We start from the raw sequence: 23,095 nt of genomic DNA on the forward strand, positions 1-23,095 counted from the left end.
GCGAGCGCCGCTCATGTGTGGATAACTGAATCTCAGAGCCCGGTTGTGAACAATATTCACCTCCCCGACTCTCCTTCACAGGCCCGGCGCACAGGGAGTTATCCCACTCCGTCTGTCGGCGGATGTGGTCGGCACCGGTCGCAGCTACGGTGGTGCATGTGACAGAGAACAGCAGGATCCCCGCCGCACTGGCCCGTCTCATCCAGCGCCTAGACGGCCAACACAGCGCAACCGCACCCATGCGGCCCGAATTCAACGACCCTGACGGGGAGAACTGGATCCGTCAACGAGCGGGTCGCAGTGATCTGCGGAACGACATGATCGGCGCGATCGCCCTCTGGTTGGGGTCCGTACTGAGCATGACGCTGTTCCGTACCGCGGCCTTCTATCCGGAACCTGCACCACTCCCCCTGTCTCTTCTCCTCTTAGCGGCCGCGACCCTGCCGCTCGCATTCCGACGGCGCTGGCCCATCCCGGTGGCGATGGTGGTGGCTGCGGCGTTCATCCTCGTCGGAACCTACCGCGTTCCCGAGGTTCTCGTCGTCAATATCGCCCTCTTTGTCGCGGTCTATACCGTGGGTTCGTGGGAGAACAACCGCAGTTGGGCCGCCCTGTCCCGCCTCGTCGTCATTGCTGCCATGCTGGTCTGGCTCTTGATCGCACTTTTTATCGCAGCAACGGATATCAAGGATGACCAGGCCAACATTGCGGCGGGCGCGATTATGTCGCCATTTGTGGCGTATATGCTCATCCAAATCCTTACCAATCTCCTCTACTTCGGCGGGGCCTACTTCTTTGGCGATCATGCATTCGAGGCGGCGAGAGAACGCGCACGGGCCGAGGTACGCACGACCGAGTTGACTGAACAGCGCGCAATTACAGCGCAGCAGGCCATCACACTGGAGCGGCTGCGCATCGCGCGCGAACTGCACGACGCCGTGGCCCACCACGTCTCGGTGATGGGCGTACAGGCCAGTGCGGCCCGAACCGTTTTGGACAGCGACCCCGAAGCCGCCCGCTCCGCACTCACGGTGGTTGAGACGGGAGCTCGAACCGCTATCGACGAACTGCACTCACTATTGGGGACCCTGCGCGAACCCCACCCGGAGGGGTCTGAGGATACCGTCGGCTCGTTCGGCGTCCGCCACATCCCCGACCTGATCGAGTCTGCGCGAGCCAACGATCTCAGCGTCATCTACGCGGTCGTAGGCGACCCTCGTCCGCTCCCTCCCCTCACCTCACTCAACCTTTACCGCATCACTCAGGAGTCACTCACCAACGTACGCAAACACGGCGGACAACACGCCTCGGTCGATGTCCGGCTACGCTATCTGCCTCGGGCGGTTGAACTCGATATTGCCAACACCGGAGATGAGGCGTCTGCCTCGGCAGCACGAACCGTACGCAGCCGACGGCGCACGCGCCACTCGTCTGGGCTCGGAATCGTGGGGATGCGCGAACGGGTTGACTCCGATGGTGGCACCCTACATGCCGGACTGCGCGAGCGGGGTGGTTTCCTGGTGCGCGCCCATATCCCTCTTCAGCACGTTCCTCACGAACAGAGGGACCACCCCAACATCCCCCACACAACACACAAGGACCCCTCGTGACCCACACCAGCCCCATCCGCGTCCTCCTCGTTGACGACCACGATCTCGTCCGTGCGGGCTTCCGCACAATCATGTCCGTCCACCCCCGGATTGAGGTGGTGGGGGAGGCAGCCAATGGAATCGAGGCCGTCGAGAAGGCTCGCAGCCTCGCGCCCGATGTCATCTGCCTCGACGTGCAGATGCCCCATATGGACGGCATCGAGGCCACCCGTCTCATCACAACAGATCCGGGCATCAACTCGGCCGTCTTGATTCTGACCACGTTCAACCGCGAAGACTATCTCTTCGACGCCCTCCGCGCCGGGGCAAGCGGATTTCTCCTCAAAAATTCCTCCCCGGAGCAGCTCGTGGATGCCGTAGTTGCAATCGCCTCAGGGGATGCGCTGCTCTCTCCCCAGGTCACCCGCAGCGTCATCGCACACTGCGCACGGGCGTCGGGCAGCCCGAGCCGCGGCACCCCCACAGCAACCGGAACACCGATAATCAACACCCCCTCCCCACCGATGGTGGCACCGAGCAATCCGCTCTCGCTCCTCACCGACCGCGAGCACGAGGTATTGCACCTGCTCGCACAGGGACTCTCCAACCAGGAGATCGCGACCCGGCTCTTCGTCAGCGAGGCCACCGTCAAGACCCATGTGTCCAATGTGTTGCGCAAACTGAGTCTGCGCGACCGAATCCAGGCCGTGATCTTCGCCTACGAGAACGGCGTAGCCGTTGGTACGTAGTCCACGAAACGTTTCGCTGAACAGAAAAAAAGCGACGCTGCGACAGACTCCAGAGTAGCGTGGCGAGTGTTTGGGCAACCACGCCCACTCAGCGTAGAGGAGTTGGAATGAAAGCCATCCAATATCAGACCATCGGCGAACTACCCGTTGTTGCCGACATCCCCCTCCCCGAGCCCGGGGCTGGACAGGTTCGTCTCAGGGTCACCGCCGCCGGGCTCTGCCATTCCGATTGGTTTGTGATGAGCCTCCCGGCCGAGGCCTACACGTACGGCCTGCCGCTCACCCTGGGCCACGAGGGTGCCGGGATTGTCGATAAGGTCGGCGAAGGCGTTACCGAGGTCGCGGTGGGCGACGATGTTGCCGTCTACGGACCGTGGGGATGCGGACACTGCTCCGAGTGTAGCCAGGGTCGGGAAAACTACTGCCCGTTTGCGGCGGATCTGGGCATCTACCCTCCCGGGCTGGGCGCTCCGGGGGCCATGGCCGAGTACATGATTGTCAACGATGTTCGCCACCTCATCCCGCTCAAGGGTCTCGACCCGGTACAGACGGTTTCGCTCACGGATGCCGGCCTCACGCCGTACCACTCCATCAAGAGCACTCTGGCTAAACTCCCCGCCGGGTCAACCGCCGTGGTCATCGGAACGGGCGGGCTGGGCCACGTGGCCATCCAGATCCTGCGTGCCATCACGGGAGCCACCGTGATTGCGCTCGATGTCTCGGAGGAGAAGCTGACGCACGCCCGCGAGGTGGGTGCACACACAACGCTGCTCTCTAATAGCGACGCCCCTGCCGCCATCCGCGAACTGACCGGTGGCATCGGGGCCGATGCCGTCTTCGACTTCGTTGGCGCGACACCCACCCTGGACATCGCCCGCCGGTCGGTACGCATTGACGGTGCCATCGAATCTGTGGGCATCGGCGGCGGCACCCTCGCCACCGGCTTCGGCTCCACCCCCTTCGGGGTCTCGGTGCGCGCACCCTACTGGGGCAGCCGCAGCGAATTGATGGAGGTCCTCGACCTGGCTCGCAGCGGTCACCTGCACGTCACCGTCGAGGAGTTCCCGATTGACAGGGCACCCGAGGCATACGCCAAGCTACACGATGGCCAGGTGCTCGGCCGTGCGGTCGTCGTACCGTAGCCAAGAAACCTCTCGACGATAACGCATCACCCGGTGGGGCATCCGCCACCCGACGGATGCCCCACCGGAAATCATCCGCACGACCGATAGCCCCGCTCCTGCCCCACTCGGTACCGTGTTAACCACGGCAACCCAGGAGGACAGCGTGCTGACACTCAGCAACATCAGCCGGTCGTTTGGCGACCGGCAGGCACTCACAGATGTAAGTTTCACAATCGACGACGGCCGCATGACCGGCTTTGTCGGCGGCAACGGCGCGGGAAAAACGACCACAATGCGCATCATTCTGGGGGTGCTCGCGGCCGACTCCGGCACCATCACCCGCAATGCGAACCCGCTGAGCAGCAACGACCGCCGCAGCTTCGGGTACATGCCCGAGGAGCGGGGTCTGTACCCCAAGATGAAGATCGAAGAGCAGCTCACGTACCTGGCTCGCCTGCACGGCTTCAGCAAACCTGCCGCCGGCAAAAACGCCCGCGCCCTCCTCGAAGAGCTGGGCCTCGGTGAGCGCCTCAACGACACCGTCGAGAGCCTCTCGCTGGGCAACCAACAGCGTGCCCAAATTGCGGCGGCCCTCGTCCACCAGCCCGAGGTATTGATCCTTGATGAACCCTTTTCTGGCCTGGATCCCATGGCCGTCGATGTGGTCCTTCAGGTACTCAAAGATCGCGCCGCAACGGGGGTCCCCGTACTCTTCTCCTCCCACCAGTTAGACGTTGTTGAGCGCCTCTGCGACGACCTCGTCATCATCTCGGGTGGCACGGTGCGCGCCGCTGGCCCCCGCGACCAACTCCGTGAAGAGCACAGCACTAACCGCTACGAGCTCGACCATACGGGCGATGCCGGATGGCTGCGCGAACAACCCGGTGTCACGGTGGTGGAGTTCGACGGCGGTTACGCCCTGTTCGACGTCGATAGCGACGCAACCGCGCAGGCCGTTCTGCACCGCGCGATGGAGAGCAACACTGTGAGAAGCTTCACCCCCAAACGTCCCACCCTGGCACAGATTTTCCGAGAGGTCGTGGCCGCATGAACCCCCGTATTCCCACCCTGGCTCAGAGCACCTGGCTTGTTGCCGAGCGTGAAATTACGACGCGGCTGCGCAGCAAGGCGTTCCTGATCTCCACGGGTATCCTGTTTGCCATCATCCTGGCAAGTATTTTGATCAGCGGTTTCACCGCCGATACCACCTCGAAGACGGCTATCGCGGCCACACCGGAGGTGATGAGCCAGATTCAGGGCGATGCCTTCGACATCACCGAGGTGGCGACCACCGAGGAGGCCACACAGCTGGTACTCGACGGCGAGGTTAACGCCGCGGTGGTATCCGACACTGCGAGCGACAATCCCCTCGGCCTCAAGATCCTGGCGGATACGGAGGCCCCCGCAGAGGTGCAGCAGGCCCTCAGTATCAGCCCTCCCGTAGAAATCCTCACGCCAAACCCCAACGACCCGTTCCTGCTCTACATCATCTCGCTCGCGTTTGGCGTGGTCTTCCTCATCTCAGCCAGCACATTTGGCGGGGTCATTTCGCAGAGCGTTGTCGAAGAAAAACAGACCCGTATCGTCGAAATCCTGATGTCGGCCATCCCGGTACGCGCCATGCTCGCAGGAAAAGTCATCGGCAATAGCATCCTCGCGTTTCTCCAGATCGCGGTGATTGCGGCGCTCAGCGTGATCGGCCTCACCGCCACGGGCCAAACCGCGCTACTGGATGCCATCGGTCTGCCCATCGCCTGGTTTGTGATCTTCTTCACAATCGGCTTTGTCCTGCTCGCGGCCATGTTTGCGGCGAGCGCCTCAATGGTGGCGCGTATGGAAGACATCGGCTCGGTGACGACCCCCGTGACCATGCTCGTCATGATTCCCTACTTCCTGGTGGTCTTCTTCAACGACAACCCGGTGGTGCTCACGATCATGTCCTACGTACCTTTCAGCGCACCGGTCGGGATGCCCGTCCGGCTGTTCGTCGGCGGTGTCCAGTGGTGGGAGCCCCTGGTCTCCCTCGCCATCCTCGTACTGTCCACGCTCGTCGTCATTGCCCTCGGGTCACGCATTTATCAGGGTTCGCTGCTCCGCACGAGCGGGCGGGTCAAACTGGCTGAGGCGCTCACGGCGGGTAAGGCGTAGGCTCCCCGCGAGTAGACTTGCGCGAGTGACCACAGTGCATAACACGGCGGAGCGGTTCTTCGCATCTGACAACTATTCCGGTATCCACCCCGAGGTTCTGGCGGCCATCGCGGAGGCAAACTCCGCCCACCAACCGGCCTATGGGGGCGACACCCACACCTCTCGATTGCAGACGGTTCTGCGCTCCCACTTCGGCGCGGATGCCGAAGCCTACCCCGTCTTCAACGGCACGGGTGCGAACGTGCTCGCCCTCCAGTCCATCCTCCCCCGCTGGGGTGCCGTAATCTGCGCTCGTACCGCCCACATTAATGTGGACGAGAACGGTGCTCCCGAACGCATCGGCGGGCTGAAACTGCTCAGCATCGAGACGCCCGACGGCAAGCTCACCCCAGAACTGATCGACACGGAGGCCTGGGGCTGGGGTGACGAGCACCGCGCGCAGCCACTCGCCGTCTCGATCACCCAGACCACCGAGCTGGGTACCGCCTACACCATCGACGAGATTCGCGCGATCACCGAGCACGCGCACCGCCACGGGATGCGCGTTCACCTCGACGGTGCCCGCATCTCCAACGCCGCAGTATCTCTTGACGCCGAGTTGGGCGAGTTCACGACCGGGACGGGCATCGACATCCTCAGTCTGGGCGGCACCAAGAACGGTGTGATGCTGGGCGAAGCCGTTGTGGTCCTCACCCCCGGGGTGGCCGACGGCATGACGTACCTGCGCAAACTCAATATGCAGTTGTCGAGCAAAATGCGGTTCCTCTCTGCCCAGCTGATCGCGCTCTATGAGGGTGACCTGTGGCGACGCAATGCCGCGCATTCCAACGCGATGGCTACCCGTCTGCGCACGCAGCTGGAGGAGCGGGTCGCGGACGGCCGCATCAGCTCGAACCCGGTCACGGGTCTCCGCTTCACCCAACCCACCCAATCAAACGGCGTTTTTGCGGGCCTGCCCGCCGGTGTGGCCAGCCGCCTCCGCGCGCAGGGTTTCCACTTCTACGACTGGGATGCCGCGGCCGGTGAGGTGCGGTGGATGTGCTCCTTCGACACCACGGAGGCCGACGTTGATGCTTTTGTCGGCGCTATCGAGCGCGAGCTCGCACCGTCGGAATGAGGCTGAGAGCGCCCGCCGCGGTACAGCCCCCCACCGGCCCCGGGGGCCCGAGAATGGCCGGTTGCTAGCGTGTCCGGTGTACTCGTCGGCTTCTCCATCATCCTGACGATCATCGCGGTGGGCTACCTGATCGGCAAGATCGGCCTCATCACGGTTGAGCAGCGCCCGGTGCTCAACCGGGTCGCGTTCTACGTGGCCACACCGGCCCTGCTGTTCACGGTCATGATCCAGGCCGATGTGAGTATTCTGCTCTCGCCCGTGATGCTCGTCTCGGCGAGCAGTGTGCTGGTGTGCGTGGCGCTCTACCTCACGGCGTCCCGCCTGTTTTTCCGCCGCCCGCTGGCCGAGACCACACTCGGGGCCGCGGCCGCATCCTACGTCAACGCGAACAATATCGGCCTGCCCGTGGCGATCTACGTACTCGCCGACCCCAGCTACGTCGCCCCGGTACTGCTCATGCAGTTGCTAATCTTTGCCCCGATCATCCTGGGAATTCTGGATATCAGCACCAGCACGAGCACCGCGGTGGGCCGTATGCTCCTCCGCCCGCTGCGCAACCCCATCATTGTTTCCTCGGCGCTGGGCGTGCTGCTGTCGGTGCTGGGCGTGCACCTGCCCGACCCGGTACTCAAACCGTTCGAGATGCTGGGCGGGGCGGCCATCCCGCTCGTGCTGCTCGCGTTTGGGATCTCGCTCAACGGCCAACGCCCGCTGCAGCCGGGCACGGGGCGCCGCGACATCATCACGGCCACCGCGATTAAGTCGGTCGGGATGCCGCTGGTCGCCTGGGCGCTCGGGGCCGGGGTGTTTCACCTGACCGGCCACGCGCTCTTCGCGGCGGTCACGCTCGCGGCGCTGCCGAGCGCCCAAAATATCTACAACTTTGCCGCCACCTATAACCGGGCCGAGACGGTCGCGCGTGACACGGTGCTACTCACGACCATCCTGGCGGTGCCCGTCATCTTTGTCATCGCCTGGCTCCTGGCGGCGTAGGGGGTCGCGCACCTGGCTTAGGGTAGTGGCATGAAGATCAGCGCCTTTGCCGACGTGGGCCTCCGCGTCATGATGGCGCTCACCTCCGCCCCCGAGGGCACCCAGATGACCACCCAGCAGCTTGCGGATGCCGTGGGCAGCCCCTACCACCATGTGAGCAAAACCGTCACGCGGCTGGGTGAGTTGGGGGTCATCCGCACGGCTCGCGGCCGCAACGGCGGCAGCAGCGTCACCGAGGAGGGGATGTCCGCGACGGTCGGAGGGGTTCTCCGGGAACTTGAAACCCGGCTCGACCCGGCCGAGTGCCTCTCCCCCCGCGGTAACTGCCCGCTGATTGGCGATTGTCAGCTACGCTTTGCGCTGCGCCGGGCCCAGGAGGCCTTTTACCGAGATTTGGAGAGCATCGTCATCTCGGCGCTGCCCTCCCGGCCCCAGCGAGAGACGGTCTTCGCGAGCATCGGGATCGGCCCACCCGCCCCCTGATTTGTGCCCCAATGGTTCGAGGGTGTAGACATGTTCTGTAATACTCGTATTTTAAATGCGAATATACGCCGGGTTGGGGGACCCTGACCCTGCACGCCAAAACCCTAGGAGCATCAGGTGCTTTCTGATAAATCACGGCCCGTTATCGAGGCCACACTTCCGTTGGTCGGTTCACGAATCGGTGAGATCACGCCCGTGTTTTACGGCAAAATGTTTGCCGCGCATCCCGAGCTACTCGACGGGATCTTCAGCAGCGCCAACCAGCGCACGGGCGAGCAGCCGCAGGCCCTGGCTGGCAGTATCGCGGTATTCGCCACGCATCTGATCGCCAATCCCGACACCCTGCCCGAGCGCGCCCTCGCCCGCATCGCGCATAAGCACACCTCGCTCGGCATCACGCCCGAGCAATACGACATCGTCTATCAGTACCTTTTTGAAGCCATCGCGGAGGACCTCGCCGACGTCATCACCGCCGAGATCGCTGAGGCCTGGACCGAGGTCTACTGGCTGATGGCGAACGCCCTGATCGCCCTGGAGCGAGACCTCTACGCCACGCAAGCCAACGACGTCATCTGGGCACCGTGGCGCGTCACCGCGAAGACCGAGGTCACTCCCGGGGTCGTCTCGTTCGACCTGGAACCGGCCGACGACACCCCCATCACCCCGGCCACGGCCGGGCAGTACGTGAGCGTCAAGGTGAAGCTGGCCAGCGGTCTGCACCAGGCCCGCCAGTACTCGCTCACGGGCGATGAGGGCGTCTCGCGAGCCTTCACGAGCAAGATCGACGAGGGCGGCGAGGTCTCCCCCGTGCTGCACAACGAGGTTCAGGTGGGCGACACCATTCAGGTCTCGAACCCCTACGGCGAGGTGGTCCTCACCGAGGGCACCGGCCCCGTCATCCTCGCCTCGGCCGGCATCGGCTGCACGCCCAACGCCTCGATGCTGCGCGCACTCGCCGCGGGCAATTCGACGCGTGAGGTCCGGGTTCTGCACGCCGACAACAACGCCGCCTCGTGGGCCCTCGCCGACCAGATGAGAGCCGACCTGGCCCGGCTACAGAACGCCGACCTCCAGCTCTGGCTTGAGAAGACGGACGGCGCGGACGCCGCGGCCCGCCCGGGCTTCATGTCGCTCGACGGCATCCCGGTGCCCGCCGATGCCGAGCTGTACCTGTGCGGCCCGCTGCCCTTCATGAAGAAGATCCGCAACGAGGCCATCGAGGCCGGGTTGCCCGCCACGCAGATCCACTACGAGATCTTCGGCCCGGATGTGTGGATCGCCGGCTAACTGGCACACCACTAGGAGAAGGGGCCGGATGCCGTGCATCACGCATCCGGCCCCTCGCCGGTTGTGATGTCAGCAGCACACGGACGAGAATTATCGTCCCTCTTCTCTCAAAGCACGCGCGATAGCCGCCCTCCGCCGGAGGAGAGCGTAACCCGCCAGAACCCCTCATCAGGGACACTCCCAGACCACTAATAACGCCCCTGTCAGGGGGCACCGACCAGCCCAGCCACGATTCCGGCGAGAACGGTAGCCCTCAGACCCGCAGCGCACTTTGGTGCCGTGGTCCGCTCAACCGGAGTTGGCGCGGGTGCACCGACGTAACGCCAGTCTTTCCCGCACCCACCGCACCCACCGCACCCAGGAGTCTCCGGGTGAGAAAAACTCACAATACCGAGAAATAATCGTCGATGTGTGAGGAAAAGTCACCCTGGGTGCGGCGGAACAGAACGGGTCTAGTCCCCCAACACCCCGGCGTTCACCCTGAGGGCGTCGCCGTTCTCGGCCACATCCACACGGACCACGTCGCCATCGCGTACCTCACCAGCGAGCAGCGCGCGCGCCAGGTGGTCGTCGATCTCGGTCTGCATCAGGCGGCGCAGCGGGCGGGCACCGTAGATCGGGTCGTAGCCGCGCTCGGCGAGCCAGGACCGGGCATCCGGGGTCACGGCGAGCGTGAGTCGGCGCTCGGCCAGACGTTTCTGCAGCCGGTCAATGTACAACTCCACGATCAGCGCGAGGTCGGCCTCGCTCAGCGTCTGGAAGATGACGATGTCGTCAAGGCGGTTCACGAACTCCGGCTTGAAGGCCTGTCGAACCATCCCGCGCACCGCCCGCTCCTTTTCGTCCACCGAGAGCTCGGGATCAATCAGGAACTGGCTGCCCAGGTTGCTGGTGAGCACGAGAATCACGTTACGGAAGTCCACGGTGCGGCCCTGGCCATCCGTGAGCCGCCCGTCATCGAGCACCTGAAGCAGCACGTCAAACACCTCGGGGTGCGCCTTCTCCACCTCGTCGAGCAGCACCACCGAGTAGGGGCGCCGACGCACGGCCTCCGTGAGCTGACCACCGGCCTCGTACCCCACATACCCGGGAGGGGCACCAACCAGACGCGAGACGGAGTGCTTCTCGCCGTACTCGGACATGTCGATGCGAACCATGGCTTTTTCGTCGTCAAAGAGGAACTCGGCGAGCGCCTTGGCCAGCTCGGTTTTTCCCACACCCGTGGGGCCGAGGAAGAGGAACGAGCCCGTGGGTCGGTCCGGGTCGGAGATGCCGGCTCGGGTGCGGCGCACGGCATCGGAGACGGCGGCCACCGCATCCCGCTGACCGATCAGGCGTTTGCCCAGCTCGGCCTCCAGGTGCAGCAGCTTCTCGGATTCGCCCTGTAGGAGCCGACCGACGGGGATGCCCGTCCAGGCCGCAATCACGCCGGCAATGTCTTCGTCGCCCACCTGGTCATTGACCATCCGTGGCTCGTCACTCTGCTCGGCGTTCTCGGCGGCCAGGAGCTGACGCTCGATCACCGGGATCTCACCGTAGAGCAGCTTTGACGCCTTCTCCAGGTTGCCCTCGCGCTGGGCACGGTCGGCACCGATGCGGGCGGCGTCGAGTTGCTCTTTGAGCTCACCGACCCGGTTGAGGCTGGCACGCTCACGCTCCCAGCGCTCCTCCAGCACGGCAAGTTCACCCTCACGCACGGTGAGGTCCTCGCGCAGCTTGGTGAGGCGCTCCCGGGAGGCCGGGTCTTTCTCTTTCTTGAGCGCAAGCTCTTCCAGCTTGAGTCGGTCCACGCCGCGACGCAACTCGTCAATCTCGACGGGCGCGGAGTCGATCTCCATGCGCAGCCGACTCGCGGCCTCGTCGATCAGATCGATGGCCTTGTCGGGCAGCTGGCGTGAGGGGATGTAGCGGTTCGAGAGCGCGGCGGCCGCGACGAGCGCCGAGTCGGCAATCGACACCTTGTGGTGCGCCTCGTAGCGCTCCTTCAGCCCGCGCAGAATCGCGATGGTGTCCTCCACGGAGGGCTCGCCCACGTACACCTGCTGAAAACGGCGCTCCAGCGCGGCATCCTTCTCAATAAATTCGCGATACTCATCAAGGGTGGTGGCACCGATGAGCCGCAGTTCGCCGCGGGCGAGCATGGGCTTGAGCATATTGGAGGCGGCCACGGAACTCTCACCGCCGCCCGCGCCCATCAGGGTGTGCAGCTCGTCAATAAACGTGATGATCTGGCCGTCGGAGTCTTTAATCTCTTGCAGCACGGCCTTCATCCGCTCCTCAAAGTCGCCGCGGTACTTGGCCCCGGCGAGGAGGGCGGAGATATCGAGAGAGATCAGCTCTTTGCCCTTAAGTGATTCCGCCACATCGCCCGCGACGATGCGCTGGGCGAGCCCCTCCACCACGGCGGTTTTACCCACACCGGGCTCGCCGATGAGAACGGGGTTGTTCTTGGTGCGCCGGGTGAGCACCTGGCTGAGGCGTCGGATCTCGGCATCTCTCCCGATCACGGGGTCAAATCTGCCGTTGCGCGCGACCTCCGTTAGGTTCACGCCAAACTGCTCAAGGGCGGTTTTCTGGTCCTCTTGTGGGGGTTGCATTCCTGCCTGCACGGTGACTGTTCTTTCTCCTCGATAGTTCCGGATACTCTGGGGATCGTGACCAAAAAGTTGAGTCACAGTGGCTCAACTTTACCAAACGATCACCACAAAGACCAGGGCCAGCGGAGGACTATCCGGCACCCGACGCCCGGCTCAACCGGACACCGCTAACCGAGTTGAGACCCGCTACCCCCACCCCACGGCAGGCCGGAGCGACCGGGATATCACCGTGCTGTTTTCACCCACACGAAAGCACCCCCTAGAGTAAATGTAGGTTCATCCAACCACACACCCGAGCTTTTCCCCACACAAGAAACGAGACCCGTGAGCATCCGAGTAGCAGCCGACGGCTCCGCACTGGGCAACCCCGGACCGGCCGGGTGGGCCTGGTACGTTGACGACTCGTGCTGGGCCGCCGGCGGTTGGAAACACGCCACCAACAACCAGGCAGAGCTGCGTGCCGTACTGGAGTTTCTGCGCGCCACCGAGCACCTGAGCGACGATCTGCACATCCTGTGCGACAGCCAATACGTCATCAACTGCCTCACCCAGTGGATGCCCGGCTGGAAGCGCAAGGGCTGGCGCAAAGCCGATGGCAAACCCGTACTCAACGTTGACCTACTGAAAGAGCTCGACGCTGCCCTCGTGGGCCGCAGCTACCGTTTCGAGTGGGTGAAGGGGCACGCCAACCACCCGCTCAACGAGGCGGCGGATGACCGGGCCCGCGCCGTATCCGAGGCGTACCAACGCGGCGACGCCATCCCCACCGGCCCCGGCTGGACCAGGGATGCCCACCACACCCCCCGCACAGCGGGCGGCACCTCCGCCACCCACACGACCCGCGCCGCAGTGCTCGACAAGACGCCAACAGCGCCGACACCCGCCCCCGGGCACGAGCCGTTCTCACTTTTCTCCCTCGACGACCCCGCAGATGCCGGGCTCAACACCCCGCACACGCTAACCCTCGTTCTGACTCCCAGCGAGCACACGCGCCTCGCAGCGCGGGCCCAGGCGGACGGTGTGAGCCTGGAGGCGGCCCTCCGCTCGCTCATCTAGGGTCGAGGCGCGGGACGATCGGAGGAGAAACCCGCGGGTGCCGAGTGGAAGCCCCCGGTATCCCGCTCGGCCGCAGCCAGTCGCTGCGCCACCACCACCCGCTGCGCCACGGCAATCTCCACACACGCCCAGGCGAGTGCCAGAACCGCGACCACCAGAAAGAGTACCCAGCCCAGCCCCAGCTTGACGGTCACGGCGGGAAGCACCGCATCCATGTCTATTCCGGCCAGACTGAGGCCCGAGGCATCCACACCGAAGAGCCCGGAGGGAAACCAGCCGGGCAGAGGCAGCCGAGCGTCCGCAGGATCCACGCCGAGAGACTCCAGAAACTCGCCAATCGAGTCGTAGGGCAACCGGGCGAACTCGCCAAGCAGCCGGTTGAGCGGGATCAGAATCACTCCCAGGAGCGCCGCGATGAGCGCCATCGTCGAACCCACGAGAGCCATGAGGACGGCGGCCCAACGCGACGGTGACCGGAGCGCGAGCAGCAGGGCGAGAGCAACCACCGGCAGCAGGGTGAGGGTGATCCCGTCGAGGCCCGTACCCCATGCGGGCAGGCTCACAACCGTTACGCGCGCGGCCACCACACGCACCCAGTCAACAAGGAGGGTGGCCACCAGAACGACAGCGATGACAATCAGAACACCGATGCTGAGCCGACCGGAACGACGTGACCAACGGGCAGCCCAGCGAGGCTGACCGCCGGGTATAACCCCGGTCCCGGTGCCCGGAGCAGCGCCGACACCCGAGCGCCGCACGGCACCCACGATCAACAGCACCCCCAGCCCCAGCAGCGCACCCACCCCGCCCACGAGTGCACCGACCCAGAGAGGAAACCGACCCCACGAGGCTACGGCGCAGCCGATCACGGCCGAGCCAACCGCCCACACAACCACCCAGACAATGACGGCATTACCCAGGAACGCAAAGCCCAGCTCGGCAAGAAGATCTCCCACGTCGCCCCCGTCTACCGGGCCGCACGGCGACCGGTGCGCGGGCCCGCCGACTCCGCCGCCACCTCGGCCGGTCCCCGCGAGAGCAGCGACACAATCAGATCCCGCAGCGCCCCCGGCGCATGCAACAGGTGCTCGGCGGGCGAGAGCGGACCGGGTTGGATATCCACCACCGTGCACGGCACCGCGGGCGGGCGCAGCAGTGACCACGCCGACTGGCTGGTCAGCACCACGAGGTGCTGCGTGTCGTGGGGCGACCCGGCGGATGCCGTGAACTCGGCGACGTTGCTGGGCACGGTATCCGTCACCAAGTAGGTGCGGGTAGCGGGGGTACGCCCCACGTTCGACAGGGGCGCGTACGGCATCACGTCGCGCGTGGCGATGCGAAAACCGGTGGTGGGTTGCTGGTGGGAAGCCGCATCCAGGAGCGTATCGACGAGAGTGAGGGCCGTGACCCCCGGCAGGCGGGTGAGCACGGTGCCCGTCCCGGCGAGGGTGCCGATGATCTCGCAGCCGGTGCCCAGCCTCTCGGCAACCGCCGCAATAACGTCGAGGACAGCGCGCACCGCGCCCTCGGCAATGCGGGGTTGCAGGGAGGCCGAACTGTCGAGCGCCACGATCACGTTCTGCGCGTGGCCGAGGTCGGAGGCATCCGAGCCGAGGATATCGGCGACGACCTCGCGTGCCGCCGCGCTGAGGGCCCCCGAGAAGCTCACGAGTGCTGCCCCAACACGGGGGTCGCGTGATGGGCGACCAGGCCGACCGGCCCGAACGGCACCGTGAGTTGGCTGAGCGACATCACGCGGCTGAGCCCGCGACGCGAGCCATCCACATGCGAACGGTCAACCCGTGCGAGTTGCACCGCGCGCGCACCCTCGGTCATAATGCCGTCGCTCATCCGGTCGTTAGGCAGGGGCTGCAGGCTATCCAGGCCACGCAGAAAGGTGTCGCTCGCAACCGTGACGCCGAGCTGGCGGGAGTCAATCACGCTACCGAGTAACCCGTCAGACACGTCGCTCAGGCGCCCGCCGAGGGCGTCCAGGATGCGCTGCCACTGCTCATCGCCAGCCGATGCGTCCACTCCCGACGACGCCAGGGCTTCCGCCCAGACGCTCAGGAGGCTCTCCTCTCCTGGGCGGCCCGCGGCCGCGGCCGCACCGAGGATCGTCTGCGGGCCGGTGGCCAGGTCTGCCGCGCGCACGCCCAGCCGCTCGGGGGCGGCAGCGACAATGGCCGCCCAGCACTCGCTCAGCCACCCGGTCTCAAACACCTCGCCCCGCAGGGGAACCACGGCCGCGGCCAACTGGTCCTCCCCGGTCTGGGCCGCACCGAGGCGCATCGACAGGGGCAGGTCGGAGACCATCGTTTCGGGAGCCTCCGCTCGACGGCTGGGGGTGCCGAAGGGAGCATCGGTTACGGAGCCCAGGATTCGAGACCAGGCCAAAAACTGCTCGTACACGATGCCCAGCCGACACACATCGGCGAGAGCGGCAGCCACGTGTTGACGCGCGGCACCCTCTTTACCCACGCTGACCCGTCGAGAGTTGATGAGATCAACCAACCCACGACCACCACGCGCGTAGATGAGGGAGCAGGTACCGAGCCAGGCCAGCGGAAACAGTACCACACCACCGAGAGCCAGGGGGGTTCCCTGCACGCCGAACCAGACGGAAAGAATCATGAGAACGAGGGTCACCCCCGCGCCGATCTGCACCCAGCGCAACAGCCCCTGCTGGGTGTCGATCACCTCGCGCAGTTCCACATGCCCGCCGCTCGCGGTACGCAGAACCGCGAGGTGCTCACGCGCCCCCGTAAGCGCGCGCTGGTAGGCGTCGCCGATGCGTCCGCCCACCTGACCGGCGTAGGTGGCCGCATAATAGCTGCGCCACTCGTCAAAGTACCGGCGCACCAGAGCGGTGTCGGAGTTGGCCGCCGAGGCGCCTCGGCGTTCGACCACCCCCAGCCGGGCATCCAGCTGGCGGGTGGCCAGCACATCGTAGGGGGCAACGGATCGCATCCCGAGCGTCTCGGCCAGGGGCTGGGACAGCCCCTGGAAGGACACGCCGTCACCGGGCAGGGCCAGGTTGGTCTCGGTTACCACCCGCAGGGAGGCTCCCTCCTGGATGGGCGGCAGGCCCACCTCACGCTCACCCGCGTCGATCAGGGTAAACCCACCCGAGGCGTAGTCGCGCCACAGGCTCACGGTGGGGTCTGTTGCGGAGGCCTCACCCCCCGGGTCGCACGCCGCCAGCAGCGATCCGGCCGCGTGACGGGTGTCCGCCCAGCTGGCCGCCAGTCCGCCGCCCAGCGTTCCGTTCGTCAGTACCGCATAGCTGGCCGGGTCGGCGTTCACCAGGTGGCTGTGCATCATGGCGGCGGGTTCGGCTGAGACGGGCTGATAGGCGCGGGCCACCCAGGGCCGCACGCTGTTGCGCAGGGCTGAGGCGAGGAATCCGCCAAAGAGACGCCACCGTTCGCCTCCGCCAACGGGTGACGGGGTGTCAGCTCGCGTGTGCGGCGTCGAGGTGCTGAGCACACTGCCGTGTCGGGCCCAGAGCCGGTCTGACATGGCCTGCGCAGCCTCGGCGGGACGATTGAAGTACTCCACCGGAAGCGAGGCCCCCGAGGGCAGCGGAACTCCGCCCGAAACGTCGTAAACGCGTGAGCGCAGCTGCGTCTCCACGCCGTGCGCACCCAAGTGACGGTAGTAGGAACGGGCTAGGCGGATGCCGCCCACGGCTCCGTCGTCGCCGTCAAGCGGGCCCGTGGCAACATCCGTCCACAGCCCCAGTAACCCGGCGAGGCCTGCCGCAGTGTGGGCCCCGAGGGTGGGCGAGACGGTCGAGGAGCGCAGCTCGGTGGCTCCCATACCGGGGCCGGTGGAGTCCTCGGGCGAGAGGACGATGTTGTGCCAGCCGTCCACCGCGAGGACATCGCTTGTGGCGCGCTCACCCACACGGGTAATGATCGCACGCACGTAGGTGGCGGCCGCGTCGTAGCGGGTGGCTTCCACATACTCGGCCACGTAGCGCTCGACCTCGGGATGCACCACCCGGTGCCCCGCGAGCACAGGAACCAGCACGGTCAGGTACACGCGCGTGAGGTCAGCCCCGCCGAGCACTCGCTCCAGGGTGATGCCCTCGAGGCGACCGTTCTCAATCGAGAGCGCTGACACGTCGCTGCGCGTGATCATATGAGGTTCAATCCAGAGCACCCGGTCGATCAGACCGGCCCCTGACCAGTCCTGAAGGGCATCACGAACGGAGTCGAGCGGCCCAGTGGGAGCCAACACGAGGGTCAGGGTTGTCATAGGGACACGCTCCCCGCGCGAGGCACGGTAGGGGGGATAGCGGTGTCCACGAAGAGGACGCGATGCATCTCACCAGGATATCCGCAGCGCAGTACGTTCGTGACCGCTAATCTACCGTGAAGGCCGCAGGCCCAGGAGGGCACCGCAGGGGTCTCGGATGAGCGGGAGGCCATCAGCTAAGACAGCGACCTCCCGCGCGCCGCGGGCAATAGCCCGAGACCGAGCGTTCTCGACGTCTCGACAGGCAAACGTGACAATCCACTGTGACCGGTCATCACCGAGGTGAGCCACCGTCTCAACCCGTGCGAGGGAGCCGTCCGTCAGGATGAGCCCCTCGCCTCCACCCGCACACGACCACCCCATAGCTCCCACGTAAAATTCTGCTGCTGATCTGGGGTTCTCCGCGAGGAGCACGAGGCCCGCGAACGACCCCTCTTCGTCACGAAGTTCCATACCACTGGGCTGACGGGGCTGCCACAGCCCCACTGCGGCCCCCGCCGGGTCGGCCACGAGCGCAAAGTCCCCCAGCGGCCCGGCACGGGCGGGTGCCACAATCGTTTCTCCGCCCCACCGAGAGAATATCTCCACCCGACCCGATAGATCCTCTTCTCGAAAGTTAGCTGCCCACTGCGGGGATTCAGCCGACTCGGACACCCCGAGCCCGGCCACAAACCGCGCGCCCAGCGAGCAGAGTCGATAGCCGCTGGAGTCGGGAGCAGCCACCGACCAGCCAAATAAATCTGTATAGAAACTCGCCGTCGCATCGGGATCTACCGTGCCCAGATCTACCCAGTACACGCTCCCTCGGGGCGGAGATGCCCCGGCAGGATCGTGATGTTGGGAATTAGACATGATAGGGCGATCCCATGTCAATGGACGCTTCTCGAACGACATCGCCGTCGAAGATCTTTGTCGTGGCCGTTGCCCCCTGGCTCCGCGCCTCTTCGGTAAAGGGCCCCTGTGCAAAGGCGAGCGCGTTCTCCACGGTATCAAACTCGTAGAAACCGCCGATGGTGTGTGTACCCACCCCGGCGAGCCAGGTCTTACGGATGAACCCGGGGGCCTGTTTGATCCCGGGGTTAATAGACCGCCACTCCACCCGCTCGAAGGGAACGGATGCGTGAACTTCGGTGTAGAGGAATGCCTGCGTCATATGGATCTCCTGAGATAATTTCAAGCTAGTACGAACGTACTAGCTTGAATGAAAGCTACGCTAGTATGGCCGTACTGTCAAGTGAGGATTGAGCGTGGCGAACGAAACAAAGCAGCGAATGATTGAGGCGGCCATCCCCCTGCTGGAAACTCGCGGGCTGGAAGGCATGTCGTTCACGGACGTCCTCCTGGCGAGCGGAGCGGCCAGGGGGGCCATCTACCACCATTTCCCTGGCGGCAAGACTCAGCTCGCCCGGGCTGCCGCCACACAAAACGGCGAACAAATTCGCGGGTATCTCTCGGCGCTCGATGGAGACACCCCCCTCTCGATCGCAAACGCCTTCTTCGAGGGGATTCGCGACGCAATACGCGCATCCGCCGCGGGCAGCGGATGCGCAATTGCCGCCATCTCCGTCCACGCCAAGGTGACGGCCGAGGAACAGGCATCCCTGCTCAACACCGCCAACGACGCTCTGAGTAGTTGGATAGAGGAGTTATCTCGAAAATTTGGGCAGACCGGGATGAACGAGACCGATGCCCAGAATCTAGCAACCCTCCTGATTGTGACTCTGGAAGGGGCACATCCTCTCTGTCGAGCCGCCGGTTCAACCGCACCCTTTGAAGCCGCAGCCGCGGCTTTGCGGAACCTCATCGACCAGACCCCGAACTAAAGAGGGCCGACCCGATACCTACACCCCCGCGCGCGGTATCCGCTCGGTGAGCGCGAGCACCACGGCAGGGACCAGGGTGACGGTGTTGTCGAATCCCTGACCGCCCACCCCCGGCCCACCGGCCGTTGAGTCAAGCGAGCCCTCCAGTAACGACTCGCGCAACGCCCGCTCGTAGACGCCAGCCAGAAGCTTAACCACGTCAACCGCCTCGCCGCGAAAGCGCAGGCCCACACTCGTGAGCGCGGAGGTCACAACGGCGGCAAGTTTCTCGAAGAAGTCGTGCGAAAACGCGCGATACTCGGCGGCCACCTCACTACTGCGCATAGCGAGCAGGGCAAATTCTTCCTGCACCAGGCACCAGCGGCGATCGACGGCCTGCGCGCCGAAGAAGTTGTCGAGCAGCCGAACGATGAATTCCTCGGTCAGCGCCTCGGCGCTGTTGTGCAGCTCGGGCAGCACGGCGGCCACGCTCCCCTCCAGGCGGCTCACTCGGGCGTTGTTTTCCCGCTCCATCAGGGCAAAAAACAACTCCTCCTTGGTGGAGAAGTTGGAGTAGAAGGCACCGCGCGTAAAGCCCGCTCGCTCGCAGATAGTTTCGACGGCCGCACCGGGCACGCCGCTCTCGGAGAAGACCTCGTAGGCGGCCTCGATCAGACGGTCACGAGTCTTACGGCGGCGGATGGTTGTTCCGGGGTCGGTGGCGTCGGTGACCTCAAAAGCGTCCGCCTCCGGCACGATATTCGCCGTCTGATTGTACTGCGTCACAGCGATTCTGCCCCCTCAGTCCTCCATTAAAGTACAGCAATCTTGTGGCAGTCTAACGCACTCGGATACAGTACTGTATTGAATACAAATCTGTATCGGGTCCATCGATGACCCCGGCGCATTATTTCTCACTCACACCTAGGAGACCGCGTGTCCTCGCTGCTCTATTCGCTCGGCCGCTGGGCCTATCGCAGCCGTCGCCTCGTGCTGATCCTCTGGATCAGCATCCTGGCGCTCGTGGGAGGTGGCGCCCTCCTCTTTAACCAGGGCACCGATAACTCGTTCTCCATCCCTGGCACCGAGTCGCAGCAGGCACTCACCTCGCTCAAGCACACCTTTCCGCAGGTGAGCGGCACCTCCGCGCAGATCGTGGTGGTGGCCCCCAATGGTGAGAAGGTCACGGATGCCGACATCCGCAACGCCATTGACAGCGCCGTCACTACCCTGGCCGAGGTACCCAAGGTCACCACCGTGGCCTCCCCCTTCAACGAGAAGATCACGGGTGGTGTCTCGGACGATCAGACCGCGGCAGTCATCTCCATCCAGATTTCTGGCTCGCGCTCAGACAATACGACGGCCACCAAGGCGGGCCTCACCGCCGAGCGCGAGGCGCTCGGCGAGGCACTGCCGCACGCCACAGTCTCCCTCGGCGGCGAGCTGTACTCGCAGACCCTGCCCACCATAAGTCTCGTGGAGTTGGTCGGCGTTGTGATCGCGCTCGGCGTGCTGCTGCTCACCCTCGGCGCGTTTGCCGCCGCGGGGATGCCCCTCCTCAACGCCTTACTCGGCGTTGCCATTTCGATTGCCCTGATCTTCTTCTCCACCGTCTTCTCCTCGATCTCCTCCACCACGCCCATGCTTGCACTCATGCTGGGCCTCGCGGTAGGCATCGACTATGCCCTCTTTGTGATCTCACGACATCAGGAGCAACTGCGAGACGGGCTCGCCCCGGAGGAGTCCGCCGCCCGTGCGGTCGCAACCGCCGGCTCCGCCGTGATCTTCGCCGGGCTCACCGTAATTATCGCGCTGCTCGGCCTGGCTGTGGCGAACATCCCCTTCCTCACCACCATGGGATTCGCGGCAGCGGCCGCGGTGGCCATATCGGTACTCATCTCGATCACGCTGACCCCGGCTCTGCTGGGCTTCGCCGGCATGAAGATCCTGCCGCCCAAGCAGCGCCGCCGCACCTCCGGTCGTACCGCACCGGCAACCCCAAACGCCGCTGCCTCGGACGACACCAACCCGGGGGCACCACCCACAGACACTGCGCGGGATCTCACCCCCGTGACGGATGCCGCCGAGACGGGCACCACGACGACCTCCCCCGCATCCGGAACGAAGCCGCCCATCGTGCCCCACGGATTTTTCGGCGGCTGGGTACGCACCGTCACCCGACATCCTCTCGTAACGATTATCACGGTGGTGGTGGCGCTCGGCCTGGCCAGCGTGCCCGCCCTCGACCTCCGTCTGGCCCTGCCCGACGCCGGGTCGCTGCCCCAGGACAACCAGGCTCGCATCACGTATGATCTGCTGTCGGAAAACTTTGGTGAAGGTTTCAACGGTCCGCTGATCGTGACGGGCTCGATCGTATCGAGCACCGACCCGGTGGGGCTCATGAACGACCTCGCCGACGAGATCCGACACCTCGACGGCGTGGCCGCGGTGCCCCTCGCCACCCCCAACGCCTCGGCCGACACCGGAATTGTGCAGGTGATTCCGAAGGGGGGCCCTGACTCGGAAGTCACCAAAGCACTCGTGCAGGAGATTCGCGACCTCCGCGGCCACTTCCAAGACACATACGGCATCGACATCTCGGTCACAGGATTCACGGCCGTGGGCATCGATGTCTCCGACCGACTCGGTGGAGCGCTCCTGCCGTTTGGCCTCCTCGTGGTGGGCCTGTCGCTCATCCTGCTGACCATGGTGTTCCGCTCGATTGCCGTGCCGATCAAAGCCACACTCGGTTACCTGCTCTCGGTGGGTGCCTCGTTTGGTGCGGTTGCCGCGGTGTTCGAGTGGGGCTGGTTCTCGGATGCCCTCCACGTGGCGAATATCGGCCCGGTGATCAGCTTCATGCCAATCATCCTGATGGGCGTTCTCTTTGGTCTCGCAATGGACTACGAGGTTTTCCTGGTGTCGCGCATCCGCGAGGAATATGTGCACGGCGGCAACGCCCGGGAGGCCATTAAGCGGGGCTTCCTCGGCTCGTCCCGCGTGGTCACAGCCGCCGCCATCATCATGTTTGCCGTGTTTGCCGCGTTTGTGCCCGAGGGCGACACCTCCATCAAACCCATCGCGCTCGGCCTCGCGGTGGGCGTGTTTGTGGATGCCTTCATCGTGCGGATGACACTCGTACCGGCCGTTCTAGCCCTGCTCGGCGACACAGCCTGGTGGATGCCCCGCTGGCTCGACCGCATTCTCCCGTCCTTCGATGTGGAGGGCGAAGGGCTCCACCACGAACTCGCTCTCACCAACTGGCCCGCCCCTGGCACCGACAATGCGATCAGCGCCGAGCATCTGAGCCTGACGCTCGACGGCGATGCCGCCCGCGAGACCTCGGAGGACCCCGTAACCGCCGACCACGCTGCCACAGCCGACACCTTTTTTGGCGAGGTGATGCTGACCGTGCCGCACAACGGCATCCAGCTCATCACGGGCGCCAGCCCGGAGGCTCGCACCGCCCTGTTGCTCGCCCTCGCGGGTCGCCTGCCGGAGGTGAACGGACAGCTCAAGGTGCTCGGCAAGGTACTCCCTCAGCGCGGTGGTTACGTACGCCGCCGCACCGCCGTGCTGCTCGCACGGAGTTCCCGCCAGCTGCTGCGCGACCTCCGGGACACCCTCGCGGATAAGCCACGCATTCTCTTCATCGACGGATTTGACACGCTCCTCGACGACACCCAGCCCGACGTCCTACACGCTGTGCTCCAGGGCGCGCGACGCGACGCGGCGGTTGGCCGTCGCCCCCTCACCCTCGTGGTGAGCGCCGCCGATATCGAGGGGGCGCACGATGCCCTACTCTCGATCTCGGATGGCGACTCGGGTGCACCCCGCACCCTCCTCCTCTCCACCACCCGTACCCAGCTTGAGAAGGTTTTGTAACC

The 23,095-nt window shown here is 65.1% G+C and carries 19 protein-coding genes; 12 read left to right on the forward strand and 7 right to left on the reverse strand.

Annotated elements, in window-relative coordinates; translation table 11 throughout:
• The first annotated feature begins 158 nt into the window (after positions 1 to 158).
• From FB466_RS04735 to FB466_RS04775, 9 genes are all read left to right on the forward strand, one after another.
• Positions 159 to 1,610 carry a sensor histidine kinase gene (locus FB466_RS04735; RefSeq protein WP_246054523.1) on the forward strand — a complete coding sequence of 484 codons (1,452 nt, stop codon included), beginning with the start codon at positions 159 to 161 and terminating at the stop codon, positions 1,608 to 1,610.
• A complete protein-coding gene (locus FB466_RS04740; protein ID WP_281285155.1) occupies positions 1,607 to 2,338 on the forward strand; it encodes a response regulator in 732 nt (243 codons plus the stop codon). Before FB466_RS04735 ends, FB466_RS04740 begins: the two co-directional genes overlap by 4 nt.
• 107 nt (positions 2,339 to 2,445) lie before the next feature.
• A complete protein-coding gene (locus FB466_RS04745) occupies positions 2,446 to 3,480 on the forward strand; it encodes an NAD(P)-dependent alcohol dehydrogenase (RefSeq protein ID WP_141916263.1) in 1,035 nt (344 codons plus the stop codon).
• Positions 3,481 to 3,625: 145 nt separating this feature from the next.
• Positions 3,626 to 4,513, forward strand: a complete 888-nt coding sequence (locus FB466_RS04750) for an ABC transporter ATP-binding protein (RefSeq protein ID WP_141916265.1) — start codon at positions 3,626 to 3,628, stop codon at positions 4,511 to 4,513.
• Positions 4,510 to 5,610 carry an ABC transporter permease gene (locus FB466_RS04755; RefSeq protein WP_141916267.1) on the forward strand — a complete coding sequence of 367 codons (1,101 nt, stop codon included), beginning with the start codon at positions 4,510 to 4,512 and terminating at the stop codon, positions 5,608 to 5,610. Before FB466_RS04750 ends, FB466_RS04755 begins: the two co-directional genes overlap by 4 nt.
• Before the next feature lie 25 nt (positions 5,611 to 5,635).
• A complete protein-coding gene (locus tag FB466_RS04760) occupies positions 5,636 to 6,727 on the forward strand; it encodes a threonine aldolase family protein (protein WP_141916269.1) in 1,092 nt (363 codons plus the stop codon).
• Positions 6,728 to 6,796: 69 nt separating this feature from the next.
• Positions 6,797 to 7,720 carry an AEC family transporter gene (locus tag FB466_RS04765; RefSeq protein WP_141916271.1) on the forward strand — a complete coding sequence of 308 codons (924 nt, stop codon included), beginning with the start codon at positions 6,797 to 6,799 and terminating at the stop codon, positions 7,718 to 7,720.
• 30 nt (positions 7,721 to 7,750) lie between these two features.
• The gene (locus FB466_RS04770; RefSeq protein ID WP_141916273.1) at positions 7,751 to 8,203 is read left to right on the forward strand and encodes an RrF2 family transcriptional regulator; all 453 of its coding nucleotides are present in this window, start codon (positions 7,751 to 7,753) and stop codon (positions 8,201 to 8,203) included.
• 117 nt (positions 8,204 to 8,320) lie between these two features.
• Positions 8,321 to 9,490 carry a globin domain-containing protein gene (locus FB466_RS04775; RefSeq protein WP_141916275.1) on the forward strand — a complete coding sequence of 390 codons (1,170 nt, stop codon included), beginning with the start codon at positions 8,321 to 8,323 and terminating at the stop codon, positions 9,488 to 9,490.
• A gap of 452 nt (positions 9,491 to 9,942) precedes the next feature.
• Here FB466_RS04775 and FB466_RS04780 read toward each other — a convergent pair whose 3' ends face one another.
• Complete coding sequence (locus FB466_RS04780) at positions 9,943 to 12,087, reverse strand: ATP-dependent Clp protease ATP-binding subunit (protein ID WP_246054524.1); 2,145 nt, start codon at positions 12,085 to 12,087, stop codon at positions 9,943 to 9,945.
• A gap of 324 nt (positions 12,088 to 12,411) precedes the next feature.
• Here FB466_RS04780 and FB466_RS04785 point away from each other — a divergent pair, with 324 nt between their 5' ends.
• Positions 12,412 to 13,143 carry a ribonuclease H family protein gene (locus tag FB466_RS04785; protein WP_141916277.1) on the forward strand — a complete coding sequence of 244 codons (732 nt, stop codon included), beginning with the start codon at positions 12,412 to 12,414 and terminating at the stop codon, positions 13,141 to 13,143.
• Here the strand turns inward: FB466_RS04785 and FB466_RS04790 are convergent.
• The 5 genes from FB466_RS04790 to FB466_RS04810 form a co-directional block, all read right to left on the reverse strand.
• Positions 13,140 to 14,099, reverse strand: coding sequence for a hypothetical protein (locus FB466_RS04790; protein WP_141916279.1), 960 nt, complete (start codon positions 14,097 to 14,099; stop codon positions 13,140 to 13,142). The two genes, FB466_RS04785 and FB466_RS04790, sit on opposite strands and share 4 nt — an antisense overlap.
• An 11-nt stretch (positions 14,100 to 14,110) precedes the next feature.
• Positions 14,111 to 14,812, reverse strand: a complete 702-nt coding sequence (locus FB466_RS04795) for a hypothetical protein (protein ID WP_141916281.1) — start codon at positions 14,810 to 14,812, stop codon at positions 14,111 to 14,113.
• Positions 14,809 to 17,406, reverse strand: coding sequence for a hypothetical protein (locus FB466_RS04800; RefSeq protein ID WP_141916283.1), 2,598 nt, complete (start codon positions 17,404 to 17,406; stop codon positions 14,809 to 14,811). Before FB466_RS04800 ends, FB466_RS04795 begins: the two co-directional genes overlap by 4 nt.
• Positions 17,407 to 17,517: 111 nt before the next feature.
• Positions 17,518 to 18,258: a VOC family protein gene (locus FB466_RS04805; protein ID WP_141916285.1), complete on the reverse strand. Its 741-nt coding sequence runs from the start codon at positions 18,256 to 18,258 to the stop codon at positions 17,518 to 17,520.
• Complete coding sequence (locus tag FB466_RS04810) at positions 18,251 to 18,559, reverse strand: YdhR family protein (RefSeq protein WP_141916287.1); 309 nt, start codon at positions 18,557 to 18,559, stop codon at positions 18,251 to 18,253. The genes FB466_RS04805 and FB466_RS04810 overlap by 8 nt, the downstream gene beginning before the upstream one ends.
• Before the next feature lie 94 nt (positions 18,560 to 18,653).
• Here FB466_RS04810 and FB466_RS04815 point away from each other — a divergent pair, with 94 nt between their 5' ends.
• On the forward strand, positions 18,654 to 19,229 hold the full coding sequence (locus FB466_RS04815) for a TetR/AcrR family transcriptional regulator (RefSeq protein WP_141916289.1): 576 nt from the start codon (positions 18,654 to 18,656) through the stop codon (positions 19,227 to 19,229).
• 18 nt (positions 19,230 to 19,247) lie between these two features.
• Here the strand turns inward: FB466_RS04815 and FB466_RS04820 are convergent, their stop codons facing one another.
• Positions 19,248 to 19,994, reverse strand: coding sequence for a TetR/AcrR family transcriptional regulator (locus FB466_RS04820; RefSeq protein ID WP_170206029.1), 747 nt, complete (start codon positions 19,992 to 19,994; stop codon positions 19,248 to 19,250).
• A 150-nt stretch (positions 19,995 to 20,144) separates the two neighbouring features.
• On the opposite strand from FB466_RS04820, the gene FB466_RS04825 reads away from it, so the two are divergent.
• Positions 20,145 to 23,093: an MMPL family transporter gene (locus tag FB466_RS04825; protein ID WP_141916293.1), complete on the forward strand. Its 2,949-nt coding sequence runs from the start codon at positions 20,145 to 20,147 to the stop codon at positions 23,091 to 23,093.
• Positions 23,094 to 23,095: the final 2 nt, after the last annotated feature.

The organism is Klugiella xanthotipulae (genome assembly GCF_006716695.1).
Taxonomy (GTDB): domain Bacteria; phylum Actinomycetota; class Actinomycetes; order Actinomycetales; family Microbacteriaceae; genus Klugiella; species Klugiella xanthotipulae.